Raw genomic sequence first — 26,479 nt, 5'->3', positions numbered from 1 at the left:
CGCCAAAGCATGTAAGGTGCAATAAATCCAATATTCAACAGCTGTTTTTTCACAAAAAGTTAATGAACGATGTGCCCAATTTTCATCACAATTAGAGAACAGGCTAAATAAACCAAAAACTTACAGGCATCTTTATGTGCTTTTCATCATCTGCCTTCAAATCAGTCTAGGTATCTTCCTGATCTGAAGATCGTTAAATTTTTGTTTATAAAGTAATGCATTAATGAGTTTGAATAGCCTTGAGAGTCAATAATCATGAATTCAACTAAAGTTCCCCCAAGACTAAACTGTATTTAAAATGCATCAACACCCGCAAATCTTGGATCAGCCGCAAGACGCTTGAGATATTTTATGCGTAACAGGGTCAATCATGACTGTCACACGATTATCAAGATAATCCATTGTGACTGGCTGATTTGGCGCGACAATGCGGACAATTTCAGAATGAGTGAGCTGTTTGATTTGAGCAGCGGTTAAACCAGACTGACCGACCAATTTTTGTGCTTCTTCCGGCAAACAGCGGGTTTGCTGATTCGCTCGAAAAAAAGCCCACTCTTCAACAGCTGTTCCATTTTTCAAATGGCAATATCCGACTTGACCATTTTTATCATTTTTAATTTCAACTTTTCCGCCCTGCTTTACGCAGTATTCACTTGCAGGATTAGCAATCCCAACTTTCGGCAAATTTGCAGTGTTTGTATTTGTGGCAGAGCATGCTGATAAAGTAAGAACAGCCATAGAAAGTAAAACTATTTTTTTCATTGCTTATCCTAAAGTTTTAAAGTGATATCGCATTCATTTTGGATTAATCCGTTAAAAATCGCAAACACAGCTTAAAGCGGAATAATGCTTAAATAGCGCTGCACAAATCAAGCATTGTATTTTATCTTACTTGCGGTTTAAACCGCCGTATAATTAAAATATTTTTACATTAATAAATATAATAAAAAAGCCCTAAAACGGGCCTTTTTATTCATAATATTCAATTCATTATTTTACTGAAGCTTCACTGGCAGCAGAACCCTCTTGCTCTAATGGCGCAGCATCAATCATATCTGGACTTACTTCAATAGAGGTCACAGCCACCGTCTCACTTACTGCGGCTGGCTCCGCAGGTGACTGTTCTTCCTGCTTTTTACTGCACGCAGCCAAACTCAATGATACTGCGGCTGCTAAAACAATGAGGCTTGCTTTTAAATTTTTCATAGAAATGCCTTTGATAAGGTTTTAAAATTTACATGATTGTAGACAATTTTTTTAATTTCGGGGAGTCCTTATTGTATATGTTTTTAATTTTTTTAAATTTAAAGAACTCCCAATAATTATTAATATTTAAATTATAATCCATGAAAAATCAGCAATCAAATATCTAACTATTAAAAAATAACACCCTGAAAATTATAAACATAGCATATATAGAAATTAAAAATAAAACTTCCAAAATAAAAAAAATCTTCAGCATAAAATAATAAATTAATGTGAATAGAATATACTTCTGATCACTTAAAATAAATCATTATAATAAGCAATCCTATTTTAACCATGTCAGATAAAGCACACCAACCATAAGACACTGATAAATAATAATTTAAAACAAAAAAGAGCCGTATCAAAAATACAGCTCTTTTTTTCTGGCTACTATCGCTAAGGTTTCTTTAGTCTTATTACAATAAGTTATTAAGCTGGATTAATTAAATAAAAATAAATAATCAAAAAAGCTAAAAGTAAAATTGCAAGAACTAAGTATGTACCGACAGTATTAAAACTTCTAATAAATTTTAAAATATCCATAATCACATACCGCTAAATTACTTGCGAATTATAAAGCAATTTTTTTTTCTATTCTTACTCAACGTCACACTTTGAAAGCTAATTATACACAATTATCACAAAACCCATACAAACAGTATGCTTTTTAAGCAAGCCTGAATGTCATGAGTTTAAATATATTGAATGCTGATTTGATTAAATCGAAGCATTAACTTAAAAAACTATATAATTACACTAATATATGCCTCATAAAATTATAAAAAAAACACATAAACCTCAAATTCATAAAGATTTTCTAAAAAAAGCCTCAATCACACGAGGCTTTTTTGAAATATGTTCAATTATTGCGCAGCGACAACTTTAACAATAATCGTTTGAGTCTCTTCTAGCTCTTCAGCCAAATACAATCTTTTTAATTCTTTACTTTTAACTTTAAATTTATGATTTTGGTAGGTGATTTCTGCTGGAATTTGATCAAAATATTGACTGTCTGCATTCAACTCTTCTTGAAACAACGGTGTTCCCAGCTGATAGTCCAAGCTTTTCAATACGACATATTTTACAGTTGTTTTCATTGTGGCCACCTATATTCAAAATGCACTTTATTTCCAGTTTTACCATTGTTCAGCGCATGATAAAACCTTTATTTTTCTTTTTCGAACAGCAAATATACAACTGATAATGGCCAAAGAATAAAGCTGATGATTCTTCTTTTTTCACATTATTCCATTCTAAAAATTCTCATCAATTCATGACTTTTCACCTAGAAATCTTTTAAAATTCTCCTTCCATCTTCACAGTCTATCATTCATGCAGTTTGGGGAAACAATGATTCTAAAACAATGCTGCGATGCGCTTGAACAGAATTTACTGACGATCGCCTTTATTGAAAGTGCCAGTTCTGGTTATCTAGCGAGCCAATTTTCTATCTATAAAAATAGCGGTGCTGATATTCTGCTTGGCGGTTTAGTCAGCTACGATCCAAGCATCAAAATTTCGATCTTGCATATTATGCCGTCATTCATTGATGCCTATACAGCAGAGTCTGCTGAAGTCACCCAAGCCATGGCTGAGCATGGTAAAAATTTGTTTACGCAAGCCGATTTTATTGTTGCCTGCACCGGCTTACTTAAGCCAGGCGGCAGTGCAACAGCCGAAAAACCTGAGGGAACTTTCTACATTTCAATTTTATTTAAAAATCAATTTTATAATTTTAAATATTTTTTAGATGGAAGCCCCATTGAACGCTTAGACCAGCTGACAGCACTGACAGCAAAGGAAGTTTTACATTTGGTTGGCATAGCAAATACATCGGCATAACTCACAGTATGATTTCTCATAATAATTTTTAACATGCCGCACAGCAATAATCCGCTATATTTAACTTAAAGCAGTAAATTTGGATGTGCCATGGATAGACTAAATGTTATTTCCAGTACGATGATGCTCTGCTGTATTTCTTTTTCAGCCTATGCAACTGTAGGCGGCCCTCAATTTATTGAAGTGCTTGGTTTAGATCAACAAGCCCAAAAAATATATATTATGCGCCACTTTGAAGATGGCCGCGGCCGCCTGCCTCAGCTTTATTATTACCAATTAAATGCTCAGCAACCCAAACAATTAATCTCCGTTAAATCACTTTACATCAATCCCAAAACAAACCGTATAGACTATGATCAAGACAGTACACTGTTTGATAAAGAAATTGCCAAAATTAAAACTCGGCTAGTCAAGCTTGTGCCAATTCACAACAGCAATGTTTCCATTCAATTAATCACCTCAATCAATGGCACAGCCAAAGCATGGTTTGACCCGCAAGAAACTATTGATAAATGGAGCTACCAGTATTTAGTTAAAAGTCCAAAATACAGCAGTACCGTACAAACAGCAGTGAGCTATAAGGAAGGGCTGAAAATTTCAAAAACCTATAAAGTGCCCAACCGGCCTTATATCTTTGTTACTGTACAATACCTAGGCATTCCCTTTGAACGCGGCTACAACATTGAAGACCCTGTTCTATTAGGGAAATAAAAAATTAAAAAAGCCTCCGAAGAGGCTTTTTTAATTTTTTATTGACAGTTAGATCAAAACTAGGCTGCTGAACGCTCTGCAATCGGCACCACTTTACGCAGTTCAGGACCGGTATAATCCGCACTTGGGCGGATAATCCGGTTGTCTGCACGCTGCTCCATCACATGCGCCGCCCAGCCGGTGACCCGGCTCATCACGAAGATGGGCGTGAACAGTTTGGTCGCAATGTCCATGAAATGGTAAGCCGATGCATGGAAGAAGTCAGCGTTACAGAATAATTTCTTCTCGCGCCACATCACTTCTTCACAGCGCACAGATACTGGATACAGTACCGTATCACCGACATCTTTGGCTAAGCGCTCTGACCAGATTTTGATGATGCCGTTGCGCGGATCGCTGTCTTTATAGATCGCATGGCCAAAGCCCATAATCTTTTCCTTGCGTTCCAGCTTGCCCAACATTTCACGTTCAGCTTCTTCAGGGGACGTCCAGTTTTCAATCATTTCCATCGCCGCTTCGTTTGCTCCACCGTGCAATGGGCCGCGCAGTGAACCGATTGCGCCAGTGATGCATGAATGCATATCGGACAAGGTGGATGCGCAAACGCGTGCGGTGAAGGTCGATGCGTTGAATTCATGCTCTGCATACAGAATCAATGAAACATTCATCACTTGTTCATGCAGTTCATTTGGTTTTTCACCGCGTAATAAATGCAGGAATTGCGCGCCGATTGAATCATCATCGGTATTTTCTTCAATGCGCACGCCGTCATGGCTGAAACGGTACCAGTAGCAGATGATCGCTGGCAGTGTTGCCAAAATGCGGTCTGCTGCGTCCTGCTGTTCAGCAAAGGATTGTTCTGTTTCTAGGTTGCCGAGCATGGAAACGCCTGTGCGCATCACATCCATTGGGTGTGAATCCGCAGGAATGCGCTCCAAAACTTCTTTGAGCGCTTGCGGTAATTTGCGCAGTGATTTCAGTTTTGCTTTATATGCAGCCAGTTGTTCTGCAGTTGGCAATTCACCAAAGAAGATCAGGTAAGCCACTTCTTCAAACTGGCAGTTCTCAGCCAAGTCTTGAACGTCATAGCCGCGGTAAGTGAGGCCTGCACCGCTTTTGCCTACCGTTGAAAGTGCGGTTTTTCCTGCCACTTGTCCGCGCAAGCCAGCGCCAGTAAGTACTTTTCCTTCAGCCATTTTTCAATTCTCCTTTTTGAATGATTTATTTAAACAGTTTATCCAGCGTATTTTCAAAGGTGTGGTAATCGAGGAATTCATACAGTTCTTTGCGCGGCTGCATTTTGTCCAGCACATTCACTTGCGTGCCGTCTTTGCGGATCGAATGCATCACTTCCAGCGCAGCTTTCTGCATGGCGCGTGTCGCAGAGAGCGGATACAGCACCATTGAAATACCCTGCTCGCCCAGTTCATCTACCGTGTAATAAGGCGTGTCGCCAAACTCTGTGATGTTGGCTAATACAGGCACGCCTACCGCATCGCAGACGGTTTTGTACATGGTGATATCCGTCATGGCTTCAGCAAAAATGGCATCGGCGCCGGCTTCTACGCAGGCGCAGGCGCGGTCAATCACTGCCTGCAAGCCTTCTTTTTGCAGCGCATCGGTACGCGCCATCACCACAAAGTCTGAATCGGTTTTTGCATCTACCGCCGCTTTAATGCGGTCAACCATTTCCTGCTGCGTGACGATTTCTTTGTTGGGGCGGTGGCCGCAGCGTTTCTGCGCCACTTGGTCTTCGATATGCACTGCCGCGGCGCCTGCGGCGATCATTTGCTTGACGCTGCGCGCGATATTGAATGCGCCGCCCCAGCCTGTATCGATATCAACTAAAAGCGGCGTGTCTACACGTTCGGTAATGCGGCGGACATCTTCAAGCACATTGTCCAAACTGGTCATGCCCAGGTCAGGCAAGCCATAAGAATAGTTCGCGACACCGGCGCCCGAAACATAAATCGCCTTATAGCCGACCTGTTTGGCCATCATGGCTGCATAAGCGTTGACTGTGCCGATAATTTGTAATGGTTTTTCCACTTCCAGTGCTTGTCTAAATCTTAAGCCTGCAGACGTTTGTTGTGTCATATTCCTTTCCACAGTGGTCACTTTATTTATTGAGGCTTGAGTATAACCATAATTATTTCGCCCGCTATGACCCATTAGAATTATTACTCTAAAACTTTAGTCAAATATTTATGAAATATATAATATTATTTCGTTACAGCATAATCATCTGGCGCATACCTGTAATTACAGAAACTTATTCAAAGCTTTGCTATAATTAAAGCAGTTTTTGCAGGCAGATAACATTATTCCCCATATGCACGATTTAGCTCAACTCGAACCTATCGCACGTGATTTACCACAAACCAAACGTGGTCATGAACGTTGTTTTGCACTCTTATTAAGTGCAAATGAGCTATTCGTAAAAAATGGTTATGAAGCAGTATCTTTAGATGACATCGTCAACCATGCCGGCGGCGGCTCCAAAGCCTCTATCTACAAATATTTTGGCAACAAAGAAGGCTTATTTAAGGCCATTTGTGATTATCGGCGTGAACAATTTTATAAAGACATCAGTTTGGCATGCATGTCTGAACCCGAAGAATTACGCAGTTATTTAATTCGAATTCTAAGCAATTTTTTAAAGCATATTATTCAGCCCAAAAACATTGCCTTTATTCGCCTTGTCCTGAATCAAACTCAAAAGGATTCAACCCTTGCACTATACATTCATGAAAATGGTGCAAAAATGATCCAGATGACAATTGCAAAAGTTCTGGCTAAAGCACATGAAGACGGTGATTTAAACTGTCCGCACCCCAACAATTCAGCAATGCTGTACTTTGGAATTCTTCGCGACTATGAATGGCGCATTATTTTAGGTGTTGACCTGGTCATAAATGAGCAAGAAGCGATCAATCACATCGAGTATTGCGTAGATCGATTCCTCGACGGTCATCAAAAGCCTTAGTTTTTTTGCAATTTTGCATATATTTGGTATAGAGTATTCGATTCTCCTTTTCTTTTAACCAACCAACAACTAATTGTTGTTTATTTTTGATTCAGCAATTATTGTGGAGTAATCATGGCTCTGCGTCACTTTCTTACTTTACGCGATCTATCGACTTTAGAACTTAACCAAATTGTGCAGCGCGGAATAGAACTGAAGCGCAAACAGCACAACAATGAAGTATTCCAGCCTTTCGTTGGTAAAGTAATGGGCATGATTTTTGAAAAATCAAGCACCCGTACCCGTGTATCGTTTGAAGCAGGCATGAGCCAGTTTGGCGGCAGCGCGATCTTTCTATCATCACGCGACACTCAGCTGGGCCGCGGCGAACCGATTGAGGATTCTGCGCGCGTGATTTCAAGCATGCTTGATATTGTGATGATCCGTACCTTTGGCCACGATATTGTTGAGCGCTTTGCATCATATTCTACGGTTCCTGTGATCAATGCCTTAACTGATGACCACCACCCTTGCCAATTATTGGCAGACATTCAGACTTTTGTTGAACACCGCGGCTCAATCGAAGGAAAAACAGTGGCTTGGATTGGTGACGGCAACAATATGTGCAACTCATATATTGAAGCTGCTCATATGTGGGGCTTTAAATTAAAAATCGCTTCGCCTAAAGGCTATGAGCCTAAAGAACAGTTCCTCTCTGAATTTGCGCATTGCGTAGAATTAGTCAACTCAGCTGAAGATGCTGCGGTCAATGCAGATTTGATCGTCACTGACGTATGGGCAAGCATGGGCCAAGAAGAAGAGCAGAAAATCCGTGAAAAAGCTTTTGCAGAGTATCAAGTCAATGAACGCTTAATGGATTTGGCGCATTCAAATTGCTTATTTATGCACTGCCTGCCTGCTCACCGCGGCGAAGAAATTTCTGAAAACATGCTTGACCATAAAAATGCTGTGGTTTGGGATGAAGCGGAAAACCGCCTGCATGCGCAAAAAGCGCTAGTTGAATTCTTGATTAACGAAAATCTTAAAAAAGACTAAGTTTTTACTCATATAAATGAAGCACCTTCGGGTGCTTTTTTTGTTTTTGCATGCTTTAATAAAACCATAAATTTTATAAGTGATTTAAAAATGGGTTTAAAAACTTTATTGCTTGGCTTGAGTGCTCTGGTTTTAATACCTGCCGCTGTTATGGCAGCACCAACCGAACTTGATCAATATTTAGTAAACAAACAGATTTTAGACAGCCGTTACATGATTCAAAATGCCGCTGCATTAAATGAAATTTTAGATGCAATCAGTGATGAAGACTCACGCACACTTCCCTTTCAAATTGACCAAAATATGCTGATGGAAAAATATCAGATCAGTGCAAATCAAATGCGGGTAGAAGGCATTATTACAACATCAGATTTTACACAATTTGAAAAAAGCATAGGCATTAAAGACATTCAAAACATGCTGAAAAAGAATACCCTGCAAAATTGCCATTTGCTGTTCGAACATGAATTTCAGCGTAAAAATCCCTATTCAGCCAACATGGTGCTATCTTCTGAGAAGCATGTATATCAATACTCCATCAAAAATAGTGAATGCAACTTTTAAAAAATGCTCTCCATGCCCCAAATAAAGCCTCGGTTATTTCAGCAACTGAGGCTTTATACCTTTCAGCTCAAGATCGACCAGTTTGCTTTAATATTACCGGATCAAGCCCTGCGGCTGTAAAATAATCATCGCAGCGCCAATCAATACTACTGCGCCGCCAAGCAAGTCCCATCGGGTCAAGCTGATTTGATCGACAAAGCGCAGCCACATTAATGCGGAAAAAATGTAAATTCCGCCATAGGCTGCATAAATCCGCCCCGATGCGGCAGGATGCAATGTCAACAGCCAGACAAATACTGCCAGCGCCAATACTGTCGGCAGCCACAGCCACTGGCTTCGCCCTTGATTCAGAATTAAATAGGGAAAATAGCAGCCCAGAATTTCCATCACAGCTGTAACAGCGAACAACAGAAAGGTTGTGATGACTTTCGAAATTTGAATATCCATAACCAGTACTTAGCGACCCAACAGCATTTCAGCCAGAACTCATAAGATGTGAATGCAAAAAAATAACCCGTGTTCGCCACGGGTTATTTTCAAAAAGCCGTTATTTTAGGCAGGCTCAGCAGTTTGATCTTCAAACACTTCGAGTTTTAAGCCCACTGCTTTGCCGTTCTCTTTTTTCACAGAAACGGCAACATTTCCGCCATGCTCCGCCAACTCACCAAACAAGATCATTTCTGCAAGCGGTTTTTTCAAGTGCTCTTGAATTAAACGTTGCATTGGACGCGCGCCCATCAAACGGTCGTAACCGTTCTCGGCCATCCATTCACGCGCAGATTGATCCACTTCCAGAATGACTTTTTTATCATCTAATTGCGCTTGCAGCTCTGTTAAGAACTTATCCACGACATTTTCAATGACCGTTGTTGGCAAGGCTTTAAACTGAATCACGCTGTCTAGACGGTTGCGGAATTCAGGAGAGAATGCTTTTTTCATTGCATCCTGATTGTCTTTACTGTTGTCTTGTTCTTTAAAGCCAATGCTGACACGGGAAATGCTTTCTGCGCCAATATTGGTGGTCAGAACTAAAACCACATTGCGGAAATCAGATTTTCGGCCATTATTATCAGTCAATGAACCATGATCCATAATCTGCAGCAGTAAATTAAAGACATCCGGATGCGCTTTTTCAATTTCATCCAGCAGCAATACGCAGTGCGGATTTTTATGAATCGCATCTGTCAGCAAACCGCCTTGATCGAAGCCAACATAGCCTGGAGGCGCACCGATTAGGCGTGATACAGCATGACGCTCCATATATTCAGACATATCAAAACGCACAAGTTCAACACCCAGCAATTTTGCCAGTTGCTTGGTTACTTCTGTTTTACCAACACCTGTTGGGCCGGCAAACACAAAACTGCCGACAGGTTTATCAGGAGATTTCAAGCCTGCACGTGAAAGCTTAATCGCAGAAGCCAGCGCTTCAATTGCTTCATCTTGGCCAAACACGACACGTTTCAAATCGCGTTCCAGATTTTCCAGAACAGTCTTATCATCTTTAGACACCGTCTTTGGCGGAATGCGGGCAATTTTCGAGACGATATCCTCAATATTTTCTACCGTAATCAGCGTATCGTCCTGCTCTGCTTTTAATCGGCGCTGCGCACCCGCTTCATCAATCACGTCGATGGCCTTATCGGGCAAGAAACGGTCATTAATAAATTTTGCAGACAGCTCAACAGCTGAAACCAAGGCTAAATCATCATATTTCACGTGATGAAAATCTTCAAATTTGGTTTTCAAACCGCGTAAAATATCAATCGTTTCTGAAATAGAAGGCTCATTCACATCAATTTTTTGGAATCGGCGTGATAAAGCATGATCTTTTTCAAAGACTTGACGATATTCTTGAAATGTCGTCGAGCCAATGCAGCGCAACGTTCCATTTGCCAAAGCCGGTTTGATCAGGTTCGAGGCATCCATGGTGCTGCCCATGCTTGAGCCGGCACCAATAATCATATGAATTTCATCAATAAACAGTATCGCTTCCGGCTTTTTCTTTAAAGCATTCAGCAATTGTTTTAAGCGTTTTTCAAAATCGCCCCGATATTTGGTACCCGCCACCAATGCGCCAATATCCAAGCTGTAGACTTCTGCATTTTCTAGAGGTTTCGGCGCTTTGCCGTTCACAATCAGCCATGCTAACCCTTCAGCAATTGAGGTTTTGCCTACACCCGGATCACCCACCAGCAGCGGATTATTTTTACGGCGGCGGCAGAGAATTTGCGCAGCGCGCTCAATCTCTTTTTCACGGCCAATCAGCGGGTCAGTTTTACCCTTTTGAGCTTCCGCATTTAAATTGGTGGTATACAGCTCAAGCGGGCCAGCATTAGCCGAAGATGCTGTTTCACCATCCAGCTCTTCAATTTCTTCTTCCTGCGGCGCTTCGTCTTTGCGTGTGCCATGAGAAAGGTATTGGGTTAAAGTCAGTCGGTTAATTTGGTGACGCTTCAGCAGGTACACTGCAAAAGAATCACGCTCTGAATACATTGCAACCAAAATATCCGCACCTTCTACAGTCCGGTCACTGCCGCTGGACTGCACATGAAAAATTGCGCGCTGCAATATGCGGTCAAAGCTTTCTGTAGGGTGCGGTGCTTGATCGCTGTTTTCACCAAGTTTAGGAGTATGCTGTTCTACGTATTCTTCAAGTTCTTTTCGAAGCAGGATAATGTCTGCGCCGCATGCTTTCAATGCATTCACAGCAGAGTCATTATCCAGTAAAGCCAATAATAAATGTTCTACCGTCAAAAACTCATGTCTCTTTTGACGAGCCATGCTGACAGCCAAACGTAATGATACTTCTAATTGACGACTGAGCATGCAACCCCCTTAATCTTTGGGCTCTATCTGACAAAGCAAAGGATGACCTTGTGACCGAGCGTAATTATTGACTTGATTTGCTTTCGTCTCCGCAATGTCCCGCGGATAAACCCCTGCAACACCTTTTCCTTCATAATGTACAGTTAGCATTACTTGAGTGGCTTGGTCAAGATTCAAAGCAAAGTATTGTTGTAAAATTTCAATAACAAAGTCCATTGGGGTGTAATCATCGTTCATTAAAACAACAGCGTACATCGGCGGACGTTTTAATTCTGGACGCGCGGTCATGACTGTGGTGTCGGCATCCCCATCTTCATGCGTTTCATTGCTCAAGCGCGGGCTGATGTGCCAGTCCACTATTCCAGTTTGATAGAATGAGTCTTTCATGTCAGATAAACTAATTTGGCGCTTATTGCTTCGCATATGATTCTTGATTCACACTTCAGTTTGAATTTGCTTCAGTTTGAGGAATTTCTGAGAGAAACGAAGATTGATTCTCTACTGCTGGCCCTTTAGACCAGCTGAAACGGCGGACAACCTGTTTGCCTGCACTGTTTAAACGGATTTCGATAAAGTTTGGCGTAAAGCCTTTCGGCATTGTCCAGCGGCCTGTTAGGCGCTCATTGTTTTCAAAGTTGAAGTTTTTATCTTCCATCGGCACAGTTAATACTTCAGTTCCTTGAATCAAGCGGATTTCAGCACTGCCCGAAGCATTGCTTTTTCCAGGACTCACTTGCATTAAATCCAGCTGATATTCAAATGCATTGTCTGGCAGCGGTTTAATTGCTACATGCTGCACAGCTAAAGCAATTCCGCCGCGCTGGCGCAGTACTTCACGGTACAGTACTCCGATATTTTCTGCTTGAGCCTGCGCATCACGGGCCTTATTCATTTCTAAATACAGATCATTCGAGTTGCTGACCGCCACATCACGTTCCTGAATTGCGGTATTTAAACTTTTATTTAATACGGCAAGCTCAGATTTTTGCTTTTGCACCACTTCAACCAGCTGCTCAGCATCAGCATCATAACCCACAACTGTCAGGCCTTGGCGATGCCCAACCGTGTAACCCAGCAAACCGCTGCTCAAAATTAAAACAGCCGCGCCAACTGCCAAAGGCAAATTGGTTTGCATAAACGGTTTTTTATCGCTGGCATTGTGCTGTGGCGCAGTATGTGAGTCTGAATTTTGCATCATCATCTCTTATTTTGATTTATTCAAAACACACATTTAAATCGAAATCTAAATGTGTGTGAAGCATTTAAACGTTTCTTATGGTAATAAACCGATGCCTTGCAGGCCTGCTTCTTCAGCAAAGCCAAACATCAAGTTCATATTTTGCACAGCCTGTCCTGCTGCGCCTTTGACTAAGTTATCTTGAGCTACAAGAATCACCAGTTTTTTCGGCTGCGGCTTATACAGTGCAATACGCAATTGGTTTGCTCCGCGCACTGAGCGGGTTTCAGGCGAACTGCCTGCTGGCATCACATCAACAAACTGTTCATTGGCATAGAACTGCTCATAAAGCGCCTGCAAATCAGCTTCTGCACCTGCATCCGTTAAATCGATATAAATCGTGCTAAGCATGCCGCGGATCATTGGCACCAAATGCGGCACAAACAAGATCTCATTAAATACGCCTTTTTGGCCTGAGATATTTTCTAGCGCTTCGACAATTTCAGGGTGATGGCGATGGCCCGCTACACCATAGGCTTTAAAGTTATCTGCATTTTCAGAATAGATCATGCCAAGGCTGGCTTTACGGCCTGCACCTGAAACACCTGACTTTGCATCAATAATAATGCTTTCAGGTTTCACTAATGCGTCAGCTTTTAACACGGGCGCCAAACCGAGCTGTACGGTTGTCGGATAGCAGCCAGGGTTGCCAATCACGTTAGCTTGTTTGATTTTGTCACGGTTTAATTCAGACAAACCGTAAACAGAGTCTTTTAATAAATCTGGGCAAGCATGATCCAGACCATACCATTTTTCAAACTGTGCTAAGTCTTGCAGGCGGAAGTCAGCAGCCAGGTCAATCACTTTTGTATTTGCTGCAACCAGCTCTTCAGCATGTTTCATCGCTACGCCATGCGGTGTAGCAAAAAATACAACGTCGCATTTTTTCAGTTCATCAAGATTGAGGTCTGAATATTGAAGGTCAGTATGACCGCGCAGGCTTGGGAACATGTCATCGACACGGCGCCCGTTTTCAGTACGTGAAGTTAAAACCTTTACTTCCGCATTTGGATGACGCAGCAAAATACGCAGCAATTCAACGCCTGTATAACCCGTACCGCCGACAATACCAACTGAAATCACGCTCATTACCTCAATTCAAAGTATCCATTTGATGACTACGTAGTATGACAGGAAGTTTAGGTTTTCTGAACTGTTTTGCTTGGGTTTAATCTTTTTATTTAGTTTTCCTTGTGTTTGAAAAATCATTCAGTATTCGCTCTTAATATTTTTATACTTGTTGAACACCAATATTTCGCACAATTCGGCACGTCTATCATCGGTAAAATATGAACTAAAGTAATTATCAGAGAATATCATTTCCATTTTTAAAAATAATCTAGCCATTGGGTCCACAATAATTTTAAGTATAATTTAGTTCATTAAACCAAATACGCACACTTAAAAACTACTATGCTTTATATCATCGGCGTAATCTTACTTATTTTTATTATCTTTCATTACAAACTATATCTTGCAGAAGCATTTACGGTTGAATATTTCTTCTTTTTAATACTTATTTTAATAATTTTTGTCTTAATCAAAAGCTACCGCATTTTGCATTAATTTTTTTAATAAAGAATTGACCTCAAACATTAGTCCACCACCACGGCATTGGACTACCCTTCAACGTTTTCCGATGCTGCTGAAAATTAACATCATGTTTTTGCACCTCAACCCAGAAGTTTACACTATGATCAAAATGCTTGGTATGCGCCAACTCGTGTACAGCTACATAGCGTGTGATTTCCTGCGGGAAAAGCACCAACCCACTATTCAGCATAATGTCATGCTTAGCAGAACAGCTGCCCCAGCGGGTTTTGGGCTGACGGATTGAACATTCCCCATAAGCTAGGCCAATTTCTTGACTCAACTGCTCTAAATACACAGGTAAATGTGCTTTTGCATAAGCAATGACAAAACTTTTTAAATACTGTTCAGGCTGCCGATCACTAATGAAAAGTTGATGGTTCTGTTCATCTAAGATAAATGAGTTTTTTTGCGTTTTATATATAACCTTTAAAGGCTGTTCTAAATTAAAAAGTTTTAACTCACTGGGTAAGCTTTTATCAATCTGCCCTGCTTTTTCCTGCTGCTTCCTCCACGTATCAATCATCCATTGTTCTGATTGTTTTAAAAATTCTTGAACTTGGCGCTGTGTGCAAAACTGTGGCACAGTTAATTTAATTTGCGCAGACTCTACACGCAGCCTTAAGCGAGTTGCGCGTAATTTTCGGGTAATTTGAATTTCTGGGAGGTTTAGAGTCATTTTTTCTTTTTTCTTAATCGCCCCCAAGCACCTCTTAGAAAAAGAGGTGCTTTTTCCCCTCCTTTTTTAAAGGAGGGTCAGGGAGGATTCTTTAAACCGCAGTGCGTTCTTCAATACCATTGTCAGTGGCAACAATAGCAATATCCGCTTTGTTTAATGCAAAGATACCGTTACACACCACACCTGGAATATTGTTCAGGGTTTTCTCAAGTTCCAATGCATTTAAAATATTGAAATTGTGTACATCTAAAATCACATTGCCGTTATCTGTAACAACACCTTCACGGTAAACCGGGTCACCGCCAAGCGCAACAATTTTACGTGCTACAGCAGAACGCGCCATTGGAATCACTTCTACAGGCAATGGGAAATCATGACCTAACTGCTCTACCCATTTAGAATCATCCACAATACACACAAATTTCTTTGCAATAGACGCGACAATTTTTTCACGTGTTAACGCAGCGCCACCGCCTTTAATCATGTGCATATGGCGGTCAATCTCATCTGCGCCATCGACATAAGCGTCTAAACCGCCAACGCTGTTCATATCAACCACTTCAATGCCTAATTTCTTCAGGCGCTGCGCAGTGGCTTCAGAACTGGCTACAGCCGCTTCCAATTGCAATTCTGGCAATAATTCAATGAGGAAGTTTACTGTACTTCCTGTACCAACACCCAAAATACCGCCTTTCGGCAAGTGTTTTAAAGCAGCTTTCGCAACTGCTTGTTTCTTTTCATCTTGGGTCGCATACAGACTCATAACTTGGCTCAACTATTTTTTGACATTTGATGCTGATTTTACAGCCCAAATGTACGGGGGTTTGTTACAATGAATGCTTATTTTAAACTGTTAGATGGAAAATTAACATGCTGTCTCGTTTGGTTCGACAAATATTACAGGCAACGGTGTATGACGTTGCAATCGAAACTCCACTCGAAGCAGCGCCACGAATTAGTGAAAAGCTCAAGAATAACATTCGCTTCAAACGCGAAGATTTACAGCCTGTCTTTTCTTTTAAATTGCGCGGTGCCTACAACCGCATCAGCCAATTGCCAAAATCTCAGCTGGAACGCGGCGTTATTACCGCTTCTGCAGGCAACCATGCGCAAGGCGTGGCGTTATCTGGTAAAAAGTTGGGTATTCGCGCCATTATTGTTATGCCTAAAACCACACCGGATATTAAAGTGCAAGCAGTTAAACGCTTAGGCGGTGAAGTGGTTCTGCATGGCGATTCCTTTGATGTTGCCAATAAATATGCCATTCAATGCGCTCAAGATGAAGGCATGACCTTTATTCCGCCTTATGATGATGAACTCGTTATGGCTGGCCAAGGCACCATCGCCAATGAAATTTTGCGTCAATGGCGTGATGTTGAATATGTTTTTGTTGCTGTCGGCGGTGGCGGCTTAATTGGCGGTGTTGCTGCCTACTTAGGTGATGTTGCCCCGCATGTCAAAGTCATTCCTGTGGAATATGATGAATCTGCCTGCTTAAAAGCCGCTTTTGAGGCTGGTGAGCGTGTCATTCTTCCATCTGTCGGCTTATTTGCAGATGGCACAGCGGTAGCACAAATCGGTGAAAAACCGTTTGAAGTCATTCAGCTGCAAAAATCGGATAATTCAGGCCCAATTGTTGAGCGTGAAGTTGTCCTCGTCAATACCGATGAAATCTGCACCGCCATTAAGGATACCTATGATGAATGCCGCAGCATTGTCGAACCGTCAGGCGCAATGGCTTTAGCTGGTATTAAAAAGTACGTAGAAGCGCATGGCATAGAAAATAAAAATATGGTGTCGATTGTGTGCGGCGCCAACATGAATTTTGACCGCCTGCGCTATATTGCGGAACGCACAGAATTGGGTGAGCGCAAAGAAGCCATTTTTGCCGTGACCATTCCAGAAGAAAAAGGCTCATTCTTAAAATTCTGCCGTGCATTGCAAGGCCGCAACATTACTGAATTCAACTACCGCGCCAGCAATTCCAGCGCAGCCCAAGTCTTTGTCGGCATCAGCCTGAAAGGCGGTGATAAAGAACGTCAGGACATTTTTGAAACATTAAAGTTCCAATACGACGTGGATGATTTATCTGATGATGAAGTGGCTAAACTGCATATCCGCTACCTGATTGGCGGTCATGCAGATATCGAAAATGAGCGCTTGTTCCGCGTGGAATTCCCTGAGCGCCCAGGCGCTTTACTGACCTTCTTAGAGCGTCTAGGCCCTACACACAACATCACACTATTCCATTACCGCAATCACGGCGCTGCTGAAGGCCGTGTATTAGTAGGCATGGAAGCAACCGATGCCAAGCAAAACCCGGACGGTTTAATTGAAACATTGGAAAGCATTACCTATCCATATGCGGAAATTACCAACAACTTGGGCTATCAGCGCTTCCTCAAATGATCCGTTGAAATTTTAAAATCTGCGTAAAAAACCTACAATAGCCTGTATATATACAGGCTATTTTTTTGTATATTCAAAAAGATAAAAAAAACTCAGTAAGCACAAAAATGATTTTTAAATTGCATATCCGATCTTGGGAAAGATTTTTTCTCTTTCCTTTTCTGCAGTTATTATGCGTCAGCGTACTAATCAACATTCTTAAACACTTTGTACAGGAATTTACAGCCGCCTTTCCCTTATTGATATTACTATGCATACTCGTAGTGCGTATTCCCTACAGTATGCTTAAACTCGCGCCAAAACATGCATATAAAGCAACCGCAGCTTATATGTTCTTTATTATCTGCTTGACGCAGCTGCTCATTTTTATGAGCAATTATGCTGATCAGCAGCCCTATCAGCCTAAAGGGATAGCCGGTTTGCTTATTATGACAATGATTGCCATGATAATTTACCGGATATTGAATGATCCAGAGGATTTAAAACAAGAAAATACGGAAACATGATTTATTTAAGATTCACAAATGAAATTAAAACGATTTGCTTAGGCTATTTATATTGAAGTTATAGGGCACTCAAACTCTACTATATCGACTGCAAACAATCCGGCAATGAATAGATTTCAATTTTCAGTTCTTCATCTTTGAATTGCTTTTCAATTTTTTTACAGAATTTGTGAATTTTTTCTGCATCCTGATGTACTGCCAGCCAGTAATATTGTTCCGAACAGATCAACAGCAGTTCATAGTTATACTGGCTTAATTCTTGACATAGCGCGTTCAAAATGATTTCTGCAAGCTGTTCCTGCACATTGTAATATTTGCCCAAAAGCTGCTTAGATTTTTCATAGTGCGCATAAATCGGCTGAATTTGCTTAGCTATGTCTTGATGCATTTGCGCAATATTGACCTGCAAATTTTGCAATACAGCACTTTTTGCCAGATCTGCTTCGGTAAAATTCAGCGGGTCAAAGCTCATTATAAATGAGCGTTCATGCTGTGCTTTCTTTTCTGACAGCAGCCACAGGCTAAACTGCTCAAAACTGTTGCGGTTTTTAGCCTTTGGGATTTTTCGGGTTTGCAGCTCTGGATACCATGACTGCAGCCATTGATATATTTTTTTATCATTCATCTTCTAGTTTTTCTGCCGTTATTGCTTAAAACACCAAACAGCCTGCGACTTGGCTATCATTTGCACAGCGTGTTTAAACAGTCTAGCAAATTGATTTGAACAAAATATGACAGCACTTAAAGCAGAACCGGATTTAAAACGGCAGCATCAGATGATTGGCCACATGCCTATTCAATTAAGACCATAGGCTCTTCATTGCCAAAGGCTTCATTAAATGTTGTGATGATCCGGTCAATCAGCTCCTCATTATTCGGCACCAGCAGCCAATATGGATTTTCCTGCTCGATGACCAGCAGCGCTAAATCATAAGGCTCAATAAACATTTTTATATTATTAAATACAACACTATAGGTGAATTCAAAATCATAAGCATGCGCTGGTTCCGGATCAATTTCCTGATCACTTTCTTCATACATTTCAAAAAAAGCACGCATTTCAGCATCAATCTGATTGCTTAATTCATCCAGATCTATATGCAGCTGCTGCAAACGGTGGCATTCAGCAATGCCATTTTGACGGTAATCCATCATCTGCAGCTGCTGCAGGTTTGAATAATGCTGATTCAGCCAAAGCCTCAAACTCTCAAAATTATCCTGCTCTTCGGGCAATGGGGCGTCTTTTAGTTCCGGAAAAGCCACCTGCAATGCCTGATACAGTGTCTTATGCATACTCACACTCCCAACGAGAATCCCTCCAAGTCAATAAGCTTTTGTAATATATAATTTTGTAAGCTTGATAGCTGGAGCTGGAATAAACCGATAAAATAGCTCAAAACCAGCATAGACGAATAATTGAGCACTTTACAGCCAATAATCGTTAACAAATACAACATGAATATAGGGACCTGATTATATGGCGCAGTTTGCAGTCATTGGACTTGGGAGTTTCGGCGCAACCGTTGCAACAGAATTAGTGGGCCTCAAACATGATGTTATCGGCATCGACAGCAACAAAAAATTTGTAGAAAGCATTTCTGATCAGCTGACACATGCCGTCATTGCGGATGCAACGGATGAACACGTTTTAAGTGAATTGAATATTCAAAAGTGCGAAGCGGTGGTGGTGGCAATTGGCGAAGATATTGAAGCCAGCATTCTTTGCGTGCTGCATCTCAAAAACTTAGGCATTGATAAAATTTGGGTCAAAGCCAAATCCAAAGCGCACCATATGATTTTAACCCATTTAGGAGTCAATAAAATCATTCATCCAGAGGAAGATATGGGAGTGCGTATTGCGCAATCACTGAGTTATCCAATGGTCAGCCGCTATATGGCTCTGGATGATAATCATTTTATTGTCAAGGTTGAACTGAAAGAGGCACAGCAAGGTTTGCGGTTCAATCAACTCATGGAGCATGCACCGGAAGTCAAAACGCTGATGCATAAACGCGGCAAAGAAGTCGTCTTTAGCATTGATCCGAATATGATTTTGCAAAAAGGTGATATTTTAGTCATTGAAGGCTTATTAGAACCTTTGCGCCGCCTCTCTAAACATTTTAAATCTGTATGAAAAAACTGCACAACACCAAAAATGGCACCGTCAATCTCAGTCCGCCTAGCCTGCTGGCCTTAGGTTTCCTAGCCCTGATTATTTTAGGCACCCTGCTGCTGAAGCTGCCTTTTGCCCATCATGGCGAGCTCTCTTGGCTGAATGCTGTTTTCACCTCTACATCCGCCGTTACCATTACAGGTCTTTCTGTGGTGAATGTCGGCGAGGCCTATACTGTTTTTGGCAAACTGGTGATTATGTTTTTGCTGCAATGCGGCGGTTTAGGCTTTATGAGCTTTGCTATTTTAGCTGTTATGAGCCTTTCCCCTCAGCTGGGGTTAAAACAGCAAATTATGGCGCAGGAAACCATTGGCCAAACCAGCCTGAAAAAGGTTACTTTTACTATTAAAGGCGTCTTCCTCTATTCACTATTCTTTGAAGCCGTCGGCACAGTCATCCTCACCATTGCATGGCTACAAGATTATGATTTTTCAAAAGCTTTTTTCTATGCCGCTTTTTACAGCATTTCCGCGTTCAATAATGGCGGATTTTCACTGTTCCCAAACAGCCTGATGAGCTTTGCAGATCAATATATCATTACCTTCACCATCAGCATGCTCTATATCATCGGCGGCATTGGCTTTTTAGTGCTGATGGATATTAAGCAGCATAAAAGCTGGAAAAAACTGAGCCCAAACAGCAAATTAATCTTATCCGCTATTGCAGGCCTGAACATCTTTGCATTCATTGTCATCTGGTGTTTAGAAGCCAGCAATCCGCTGACTCTGGCGCCGATGAGCTTAGGCGATCAGGCCGTCAATGCCTGGTTCCATGCGACTGTTCCCCGGTCTTCAGGCTTTAACAGCCTGCCAATGGATCAGCTTACAGATGCATCTTCTTTAATTACAATGATGCTGATGATTATTGGCGGCGGTTCGCTCAGCACAGCCGGCGGCATTAAAGTGGGGACATTTATTATCGTTGTGCTCAGCGTCATCAGCTTTTTGCGCCGTGAAGATGAAGTGCGTGTTTTTAATCATTCCGTACCTGAAAAAACCACATTTAAAGCCCTTGCTGTTATTTTTATCACGGTTACACTGATATTTATGGGCTTTTTCTGCCTGCTGCTGCTTGAACCGAATCAGCGTTTTCAAGACTTATTGTTTGAAGCCGTTTCGGCAGCCTGCACTGTCGGCTTGTCACGCGGCATTACCGAAGAGCTGCAGCCTGCGAGCTTGGTTATATTAATGATGCTGATGTATGCCGGGCGTTTAGGCCCATTAACACTGGCTTACTTAATTGCCACGCCGAAAAAGAGCCGTTTAAAACATCCGCCGACGGAAATTCAAATTGGATAGAAATCCAGCTGAACTGTTTATAACGTATTGAATAATAAAAAACCGTGCTGATGCACGGTTTTTTATTATTCAAGCTGATCTGATTGCGGACTAGAACCAATTCATGAGTGAAACACCCACACCGACATATGTTGCGCGATGGTTATAATCAATTAAGCTTTCACCATAGCCATCAAACAATTGGAACTGGCCACGCAGCTTACCGCTAATTGGGAAAGTCCAATCAAACTGTACGGCGCCATGCGAATCATCTCCGCCTTTTAAAGAGTGGCGCAGCATTAAGCTGAAATCGTGTTCTTTATAACGGTAAAATGCCGTTAAATCGCCGCGCCCCATATAATCTGTAATATCAGGATTATTATCATCTTTGGCATTTTCTTCAATGCGGTACCAAGGGCGCAGCATTAAAGCAAAATTATCTTTTTCAAAACCCAGATTCAAGATCACACGGTTCCAGCTGCGCGACAACGGATCAGAGCGGCCATTCGATTGATGATTCAGCGTCAAGCCTAACATCCGCCAGTTAATGCCCAGCAATTCATAATTCGTCCTAAAGACTAAACTGGCTTCCGGCTCATAATTGGTTTCACGAAATGGGCGGGATTCGTCGGCGTTATACACCTGCCAGCGCGAAGACTGCGTATAGCCCAGCCAAACATCCCCATTATCGCCAAATAAGTTCTCAACCGCTTTGGTTTTCAGCGACAGCTGGAATTTTGCTTCCATCGACTTCAGATCCTGCTCTTGATCAGCAGTTACCGTATTGTTCGGGTTTGGGCTAGAGGGACGTTCATTTTTATCAGATGTCCAGTAACCCGGCATCAAATATACAGGCTGATAGCCGCGGATATTCCAGGTTCCCAATTTACTGTCTTGCGAAAGCTCCCAGCGGCTGTCCAGTAAAGATAAGTTAGGATTCAGCTGCGGCGCTTCCACTGCAAATAACCGGTCTGAAAATGCGTGGCTGACTTTCTCTTTCAGCGTCAATTTTTCAGTAGGCGCTGGTTCCAGATCCTGCGCAGCTTGACGCTCTGAAACCAATACAGGTTTAACGCTGTCAGGAATTTTAAACAGCGCATCATAGCAAGCCAAACGCTCAGCATTTGATGACAGCGCAACACAAGCCTCCGGTGTTGCTGGTTTCGCAGCCACTTCTGCATTTTGCGCATACGCCCCCGCCGACACCATTGTGCTGAGCAGAATGCCCAGCTGCAATGGTGTACGCTCAAATGAATTGAACGCCATACTCACCCCTTATTCTTTGAAAATTGCTTATTGTGAAATCGACGCCTATTAATTTACTTGCTTAATATCAAAGCCTAATTCAATTAAAGCTTCTCGCTTAACCACTGGAGCAACGACGGCTTTCACTGGTTTTTGATCCAGCAAATACGTTTTGGCGACGCGTTTTAAATCATCCAGACTTACTTTCAGCAGACGCTCACGCAGCACTTTACGGAAAGACGGCGTACGCTTATGTAGCAAAGAATAACATGCCGTAATTGCTTCGCCTGCCGGTGAACCCGGTTTGTCCATGCCGGCAATTAAGCCTAAAATCGCCTCTTCAAGCTGATGATCCAGCTGTTCTGCATTAAACAGCCACTGCACACTCGCTTCAAAATCTTTAAATGTTTCTGCTAAACGCGGATCACGGTAGCTGTAAAAGCGGAATGAACAGGCATTGCCGTCATAGCTTGCACCGCCGCCATATGCGCCGCCTTTTTCACGGATCGCGCTATGCAAAAAGCCGTTGCGCAGATACGCAGCCAAAACCATTAATGGCGCAGCATCAGGATGAGACACTTCCACAGCAGGATAAGCCGAAGCGCAGAATTGAACATTGGCTTGAATCAGCCACGCTTCATCTTTTTCGCTATGTTCGGGCTGAACTTGGGTTAATTCACGCTCTATATGATCAATTGAAACATTATCCCAGACCGTTTGAACTTCTTCGACCAAGCGCTCAGACTGATGCTCTTCACAGACCACTAGGAACTGTTTCGGCGCTTTCAGCAAGCGGTTATGAATCAGTTTCAGCTCATCAATCAATGCATTGTAAGCCGCTTCGTCATTTTCAATTTTAACGGTTAAATCACTTAGCCAATTTAAAGCGCCAAGCCCTGTATTGTCATAATCACGCAACGCTAAAGCGCTGTGGTTGCGGCTGGCAATTTGCATCGCATAGCTGTGGCCTGCGCCTGAAACACGTGACTGCCAGCGTGTTTTTCTCTGCTGCAGCAGCTCGATAATACGGTCTTTTTCGTCAAAACGCAGCTGTTCAAAAGCCAGCTTCAGCAGCTTAACCGCTTCTAAACTATTCACCAACGATTTAGTGGTTAAGGTCATCCAAGCGCTGATTTGGTTTTTATCATCGACTTTTGAACGCAGTGATGCGCCCATGCCTAAACCGCCGCTGACAGCGGTCTGCAATTGCTGCAGCTCAAGATATCCATACTGTCCAGCCCCGACTTCACCCAGCAAAATCGACAACAAGTTAAAATACGGAGATTTCACAATGTCATTTGGAATTTGAATCAGCACCTGCTGATAGTAAATGCCGTTGGTGCCTGCATGGTACAGATTCAGCGGCATATCCATATTATTGGAAATAATTTCACGCAGCTGGCCTTGTACAATTTGCATTTCCGCAGGCACATCTTCCAAACCGACTTTAGGCAACAGGTTTAAATCATCTGGCGTATCTTGGCGGATATTCAGCGCTTCGGTCTGTGCAATGATTTCCGCTTTTTCTTGCTCTGTCAGTTTTGCGCCAATTTCAGCAAGGCGGGCTTTTTCAGCTTCGGCTTCTTTTGCAGACTTTTGCGCATCTGGAATTAAGGTCATTTGTACGCGGTGCGGATTATCAATCAAATGTGTTTTGATTAAATTTGACAGCCACATCGGGTCTTTTAATTCTTCTTTTACCTGCTCCATCGCGCTATCCACATCCCAGACATGTATAGGATCTGAATGATGAATCGCACTGCCCAAACCATTTAAAATCAGACTTAAACCGTACGGCATGCCGTCACCGTTGATTTCGCGCTGATGCAATTCAATTTGATGCAGAATTGCGTCCACTAAAGCGCTGTCTACCGGCTTGGATGAAACATCTTCTAAAATTTTAAACACGCCATTTTTAAATTCTTCTGCATATTCAGGGTTGGAACCTTGCACGCCGCAGAAGAAAGTCATTTCAAAATTAGAATCATCTACGCCCATAATCGGGCCTGTAGATTGCGCATAACCGCAAGTTTCTAAGTAATGGCGCAATGGCGATGCCGAATCTTCCAGCAGTACGCCTTCCACCAAACGCATGCCTAAACGAAGCTTGATATCGCTGGACTCAGGCAAAAGCCAAGAAATGATGTGATACGTTTTATCTTTCAAATCTTCCGCATCAACTGCATACGTTTCTGTAACCGCAACAGGCTGCGTCAAGCGGCGCTCAGGTTTTGAATACAGCGTTTCACCCTGCTTGAATTTAGACAGTGCCAAAGTTTCAAACTGCTCTTGCAGCTTATAAGCGGGCTCATTGCCAAAAGTCATAAATACGGCATTGCTTGGGTGATAATGCGACTTATAGAAATTTACCAGCTCCTCGTAAGTCAAGTCAGGAATGTCTTTGGGATCACCGCCGGAATTATAATGGTAGGTGGTTTCCGGAAATAAATGATGCGCCAATTGATGATACAGCTGATCGGATGGCGAGCTCATCGCGCCTTTCATTTCATTGAAAACTACGCCCTTATAGACCGGCTCGCCATTCTCAAGTTCAATGCGGATGCCTTCCTGCGCAAAATCCAGCGGATTTAAGTTCGCGGAAAAAGCGGCATCCATATACACTTCAAGCAAGTTCTGGAAATCTTTTTTATTCTGTGTCGCAAAGGGATACGCTGTCCAATCCGCTGCTGTAAACGCGTTCATGAACGTATTCAATGAACGGCGGATCATCAGGAAAAACGGGTCGCGCACCGGGAACTTTTCAGAGCCGCATAAAGCTGTGTGTTCTAAAATATGCGCTTCACCTTTGGAGTCCATCGGCTGCGTGCGGAAAGCCACCAAAAATACATTTTCATCATGCTTTGACGCCAAGTGGTAATGCACCGCGCCTGTCACTTTATGCTTATATTCAGACACGGCAATGTCTAAGGCTTCAACATGGTGTTGACGTACCAACTGAAACGCGGGATGAACAGTTTGTGAAATGGTTTCAGTGACATCTACAGTCATGTGATCTCCTAATCTAATGCATTTTTAAGACGTTTGAGTATACCTTAAAAACCAGATGAGGATTCAATCAAAGACAATTTTCCGAGTTATTTAGTCACCTTTAAAACTCTACATTTCATCTGTCTGCTTCAATACAAAAAATGAAGCGGCAGCCCGAACCTGCTCCATTTTTTCTTGGCATAGCCAAAGCATTGATCATTCAGCATCGCACTTCACTCAAAACACCAGCTTAGTCCTTATCCAATCAGCAGAAATCAAAGCGCATTAAGAAAGAGGCCTGCCGCCTTTTGCATCCATGCGCTGTGACCAATAAACACAGAGTGAAATTGCAGCCAAAAGCACAGCAGACGCGGTAAAACGGCTTAAATCCAAACCGCCGGAACTGATCGGCTTATCCAGAAAATCCCCAACCACCGCGCCTAATGGACGGGTCAGCACAAAGGCGGCCCAAAACAGCAGCACACGTGAAACAGAGGTAAATTTATAGAGTAAAAAGATCAGTGCAATTAATCCGCTAAACAGCACTATACCACCTGTATAGCCTAAACCGGCTGTATCGGCTGACCAGTCTCCCAGCGCTGTACCCAAAGTTTGCGAAAAGGTAATTGTCAGCCAGTAAAACAGTTCAGTCCGCGGCTGATGAACAACATGCGGAGTAATTGTGCCTTCAACCTTATGCCAAACCCATAATGACAAACAAACTAAAGACAATAGAATTGTACTGCCGCCGACATAGCCTATTCCGAGCGAACGGTCTACATAGTCTGCAAGTGTTGTCCCGACTGTCGTGCTTGCAATAATGGCAAACCAATACAAAAATGGATGAAAGACTTTTGACTTAATTTGCAAATAGACAGCTAAAATAAAAATGCCGGCAAAAATAAAGGTGCTGAGCAAATAACCCAAATTCAGCGACATCGATAATGCATCACCTGCGGTTTCACCAAAGGTCGTTGCGAAAATTTTAGTGATCCAGAAAAGCGCTGTAATTTGCGGCACTTTGGCCAGCATTTGGCGTGAACTATCATCAGGCGCAGCTGCAGTGATCATATGCGACCCCAAACAAGGAAACTTCACTCTATTGTTTGCATGCCAGCTTAAATACAGATTAAAAATAAGAAAATTTGCGGTACAGAATT

General features: G+C 42.2%; 27 protein-coding genes. 9 read left to right on the top strand and 18 right to left on the bottom strand.

The genetic code is table 11. The features are described from left to right. Positions 1-324: 324 nt before the first annotated feature. From JZ784_RS04740 to JZ784_RS04725, 4 genes are all read right to left on the bottom strand, one after another. Complete coding sequence (locus tag JZ784_RS04740; RefSeq protein WP_005010134.1) at positions 325-762, bottom strand: I78 family peptidase inhibitor; 438 nt, start codon at positions 760-762, stop codon at positions 325-327. 228 nt (positions 763-990) lie between these two features. After that, positions 991-1,206 carry a hypothetical protein gene (locus JZ784_RS04735; RefSeq protein WP_005010139.1) on the bottom strand — a complete coding sequence of 72 codons (216 nt, stop codon included), beginning with the start codon at positions 1,204-1,206 and terminating at the stop codon, positions 991-993. A gap of 471 nt (positions 1,207-1,677) precedes the next feature. Beyond that, positions 1,678-1,791, bottom strand: coding sequence for a hypothetical protein (locus JZ784_RS04730; protein WP_018572548.1), 114 nt, complete (start codon positions 1,789-1,791; stop codon positions 1,678-1,680). Positions 1,792-2,111: 320 nt separating this feature from the next. Beyond that, complete coding sequence (locus tag JZ784_RS04725; RefSeq protein ID WP_130145581.1) at positions 2,112-2,345, bottom strand: hypothetical protein; 234 nt, start codon at positions 2,343-2,345, stop codon at positions 2,112-2,114. A 253-nt stretch (positions 2,346-2,598) separates the two neighbouring features. On the opposite strand from JZ784_RS04725, the gene JZ784_RS04720 reads away from it, so the two are divergent. Next, positions 2,599-3,090, top strand: a complete 492-nt coding sequence (locus tag JZ784_RS04720; RefSeq protein WP_346313983.1) for a CinA family protein — start codon at positions 2,599-2,601, stop codon at positions 3,088-3,090. A 90-nt stretch (positions 3,091-3,180) separates the two neighbouring features. Beyond that, the gene (locus JZ784_RS04715; protein ID WP_346313982.1) at positions 3,181-3,801 is read left to right on the top strand and encodes an aminotransferase; all 621 of its coding nucleotides are present in this window, start codon (positions 3,181-3,183) and stop codon (positions 3,799-3,801) included. 59 nt (positions 3,802-3,860) lie between these two features. Here JZ784_RS04715 and prpC read toward each other — a convergent pair whose 3' ends face one another. Together prpC and prpB are read right to left on the bottom strand one after the other, a co-directional pair. After that, positions 3,861-4,997 carry a 2-methylcitrate synthase gene (gene prpC / locus JZ784_RS04710; protein ID WP_346313981.1) on the bottom strand — a complete coding sequence of 379 codons (1,137 nt, stop codon included), beginning with the start codon at positions 4,995-4,997 and terminating at the stop codon, positions 3,861-3,863. A gap of 25 nt (positions 4,998-5,022) precedes the next feature. Continuing rightward, positions 5,023-5,898: a methylisocitrate lyase gene (prpB, locus tag JZ784_RS04705; RefSeq protein WP_346313980.1), complete on the bottom strand. Its 876-nt coding sequence runs from the start codon at positions 5,896-5,898 to the stop codon at positions 5,023-5,025. Positions 5,899-6,133: 235 nt separating this feature from the next. Here prpB and JZ784_RS04700 point away from each other — a divergent pair, with 235 nt between their 5' ends. The 3 genes from JZ784_RS04700 to JZ784_RS04690 all read left to right on the top strand — a co-directional run bounded on the left by JZ784_RS04700 (position 6,134) and on the right by JZ784_RS04690 (position 8,386). Continuing rightward, on the top strand, positions 6,134-6,787 hold the full coding sequence (locus tag JZ784_RS04700; RefSeq protein WP_346313979.1) for a TetR/AcrR family transcriptional regulator: 654 nt from the start codon (positions 6,134-6,136) through the stop codon (positions 6,785-6,787). A gap of 114 nt (positions 6,788-6,901) precedes the next feature. Then, entirely contained in the window at positions 6,902-7,822 is a 921-nt protein-coding gene (argF, locus tag JZ784_RS04695) for an ornithine carbamoyltransferase (RefSeq protein ID WP_005010159.1), read from the top strand. Positions 7,823-7,912: 90 nt separating this feature from the next. Next, positions 7,913-8,386 (top strand): hypothetical protein, encoded by a 474-nt coding sequence (locus JZ784_RS04690; protein ID WP_346313978.1) that lies wholly within the window; start codon positions 7,913-7,915, stop codon positions 8,384-8,386. 93 nt (positions 8,387-8,479) lie between these two features. Here the strand turns inward: JZ784_RS04690 and JZ784_RS04685 are convergent, their stop codons facing one another. The 7 genes from JZ784_RS04685 to rpiA all read right to left on the bottom strand — a co-directional run bounded on the left by JZ784_RS04685 (position 8,480) and on the right by rpiA (position 15,484). Beyond that, a complete protein-coding gene (locus JZ784_RS04685) occupies positions 8,480-8,833 on the bottom strand; it encodes a YnfA family protein (RefSeq protein ID WP_346313977.1) in 354 nt (117 codons plus the stop codon). Positions 8,834-8,938: 105 nt separating this feature from the next. Next, positions 8,939-11,215, bottom strand: a complete 2,277-nt coding sequence (gene clpA, locus JZ784_RS04680) for an ATP-dependent Clp protease ATP-binding subunit ClpA (RefSeq protein WP_005010164.1) — start codon at positions 11,213-11,215, stop codon at positions 8,939-8,941. A 9-nt stretch (positions 11,216-11,224) separates the two neighbouring features. Then, the gene (gene clpS, locus JZ784_RS04675; RefSeq protein ID WP_130144837.1) at positions 11,225-11,638 is read right to left on the bottom strand and encodes an ATP-dependent Clp protease adapter ClpS; all 414 of its coding nucleotides are present in this window, start codon (positions 11,636-11,638) and stop codon (positions 11,225-11,227) included. 19 nt (positions 11,639-11,657) lie between these two features. Beyond that, complete coding sequence (locus tag JZ784_RS04670) at positions 11,658-12,410, bottom strand: DUF6776 family protein (RefSeq protein WP_005010169.1); 753 nt, start codon at positions 12,408-12,410, stop codon at positions 11,658-11,660. A gap of 78 nt (positions 12,411-12,488) precedes the next feature. After that, the gene (gene argC, locus JZ784_RS04665) at positions 12,489-13,541 is read right to left on the bottom strand and encodes an N-acetyl-gamma-glutamyl-phosphate reductase (RefSeq protein ID WP_346313976.1); all 1,053 of its coding nucleotides are present in this window, start codon (positions 13,539-13,541) and stop codon (positions 12,489-12,491) included. 499 nt (positions 13,542-14,040) lie between these two features. Further along, positions 14,041-14,721, bottom strand: coding sequence for a SprT family zinc-dependent metalloprotease (locus tag JZ784_RS04660; RefSeq protein ID WP_346313975.1), 681 nt, complete (start codon positions 14,719-14,721; stop codon positions 14,041-14,043). 91 nt (positions 14,722-14,812) lie between these two features. Beyond that, complete coding sequence (gene rpiA, locus JZ784_RS04655) at positions 14,813-15,484, bottom strand: ribose-5-phosphate isomerase RpiA (protein ID WP_346313974.1); 672 nt, start codon at positions 15,482-15,484, stop codon at positions 14,813-14,815. 107 nt (positions 15,485-15,591) lie between these two features. Here rpiA and ilvA point away from each other — a divergent pair, with 107 nt between their 5' ends. Both ilvA and JZ784_RS04645 read left to right on the top strand, forming a co-directional pair. Further along, positions 15,592-17,130 (top strand): threonine ammonia-lyase, biosynthetic, encoded by a 1,539-nt coding sequence (gene ilvA, locus JZ784_RS04650; protein ID WP_005010180.1) that lies wholly within the window; start codon positions 15,592-15,594, stop codon positions 17,128-17,130. 65 nt (positions 17,131-17,195) lie between these two features. Beyond that, positions 17,196-17,636, top strand: a complete 441-nt coding sequence (locus JZ784_RS04645) for a hypothetical protein (protein ID WP_346313973.1) — start codon at positions 17,196-17,198, stop codon at positions 17,634-17,636. Between the two features lie 79 nt (positions 17,637-17,715). On the opposite strand, the gene JZ784_RS04640 is transcribed toward JZ784_RS04645, so the two are convergent. Together JZ784_RS04640 and JZ784_RS04635 are read right to left on the bottom strand one after the other, a co-directional pair. Then, positions 17,716-18,261, bottom strand: a complete 546-nt coding sequence (locus JZ784_RS04640; RefSeq protein ID WP_346313972.1) for a hypothetical protein — start codon at positions 18,259-18,261, stop codon at positions 17,716-17,718. Between the two features lie 167 nt (positions 18,262-18,428). After that, on the bottom strand, positions 18,429-18,929 hold the full coding sequence (locus tag JZ784_RS04635; protein WP_346313971.1) for a hypothetical protein: 501 nt from the start codon (positions 18,927-18,929) through the stop codon (positions 18,429-18,431). Positions 18,930-19,113: 184 nt separating this feature from the next. Here JZ784_RS04635 and JZ784_RS04630 point away from each other — a divergent pair, with 184 nt between their 5' ends. Next, the gene (locus tag JZ784_RS04630; RefSeq protein ID WP_346313970.1) at positions 19,114-19,770 is read left to right on the top strand and encodes a TrkA family potassium uptake protein; all 657 of its coding nucleotides are present in this window, start codon (positions 19,114-19,116) and stop codon (positions 19,768-19,770) included. Next, positions 19,767-21,107, top strand: coding sequence for a potassium transporter TrkG (locus JZ784_RS04625; protein WP_346313969.1), 1,341 nt, complete (start codon positions 19,767-19,769; stop codon positions 21,105-21,107). The genes JZ784_RS04630 and JZ784_RS04625 overlap by 4 nt, the downstream gene beginning before the upstream one ends. Before the next feature lie 90 nt (positions 21,108-21,197). On the opposite strand, the gene JZ784_RS04620 is transcribed toward JZ784_RS04625, so the two are convergent. From JZ784_RS04620 to JZ784_RS04610, 3 genes are all read right to left on the bottom strand, one after another. Further along, entirely contained in the window at positions 21,198-22,352 is a 1,155-nt protein-coding gene (locus JZ784_RS04620) for a phospholipase A (RefSeq protein WP_346313968.1), read from the bottom strand. Between the two features lie 48 nt (positions 22,353-22,400). After that, positions 22,401-25,340, bottom strand: a complete 2,940-nt coding sequence (locus JZ784_RS04615; protein ID WP_346313967.1) for an insulinase family protein — start codon at positions 25,338-25,340, stop codon at positions 22,401-22,403. A gap of 264 nt (positions 25,341-25,604) precedes the next feature. Then, entirely contained in the window at positions 25,605-26,390 is a 786-nt protein-coding gene (locus tag JZ784_RS04610; RefSeq protein WP_346313966.1) for a hypothetical protein, read from the bottom strand. Between the last annotated feature and the right edge of the window lie 89 nt (positions 26,391-26,479).

The organism is Acinetobacter sp. CWB-B33, from assembly GCF_039655955.1.
GTDB classification, from domain to species: Bacteria; Pseudomonadota; Gammaproteobacteria; order Pseudomonadales; family Moraxellaceae; genus Acinetobacter; species Acinetobacter bouvetii.
This window is presented reverse-complemented; position numbering and strand designations above follow the sequence as displayed.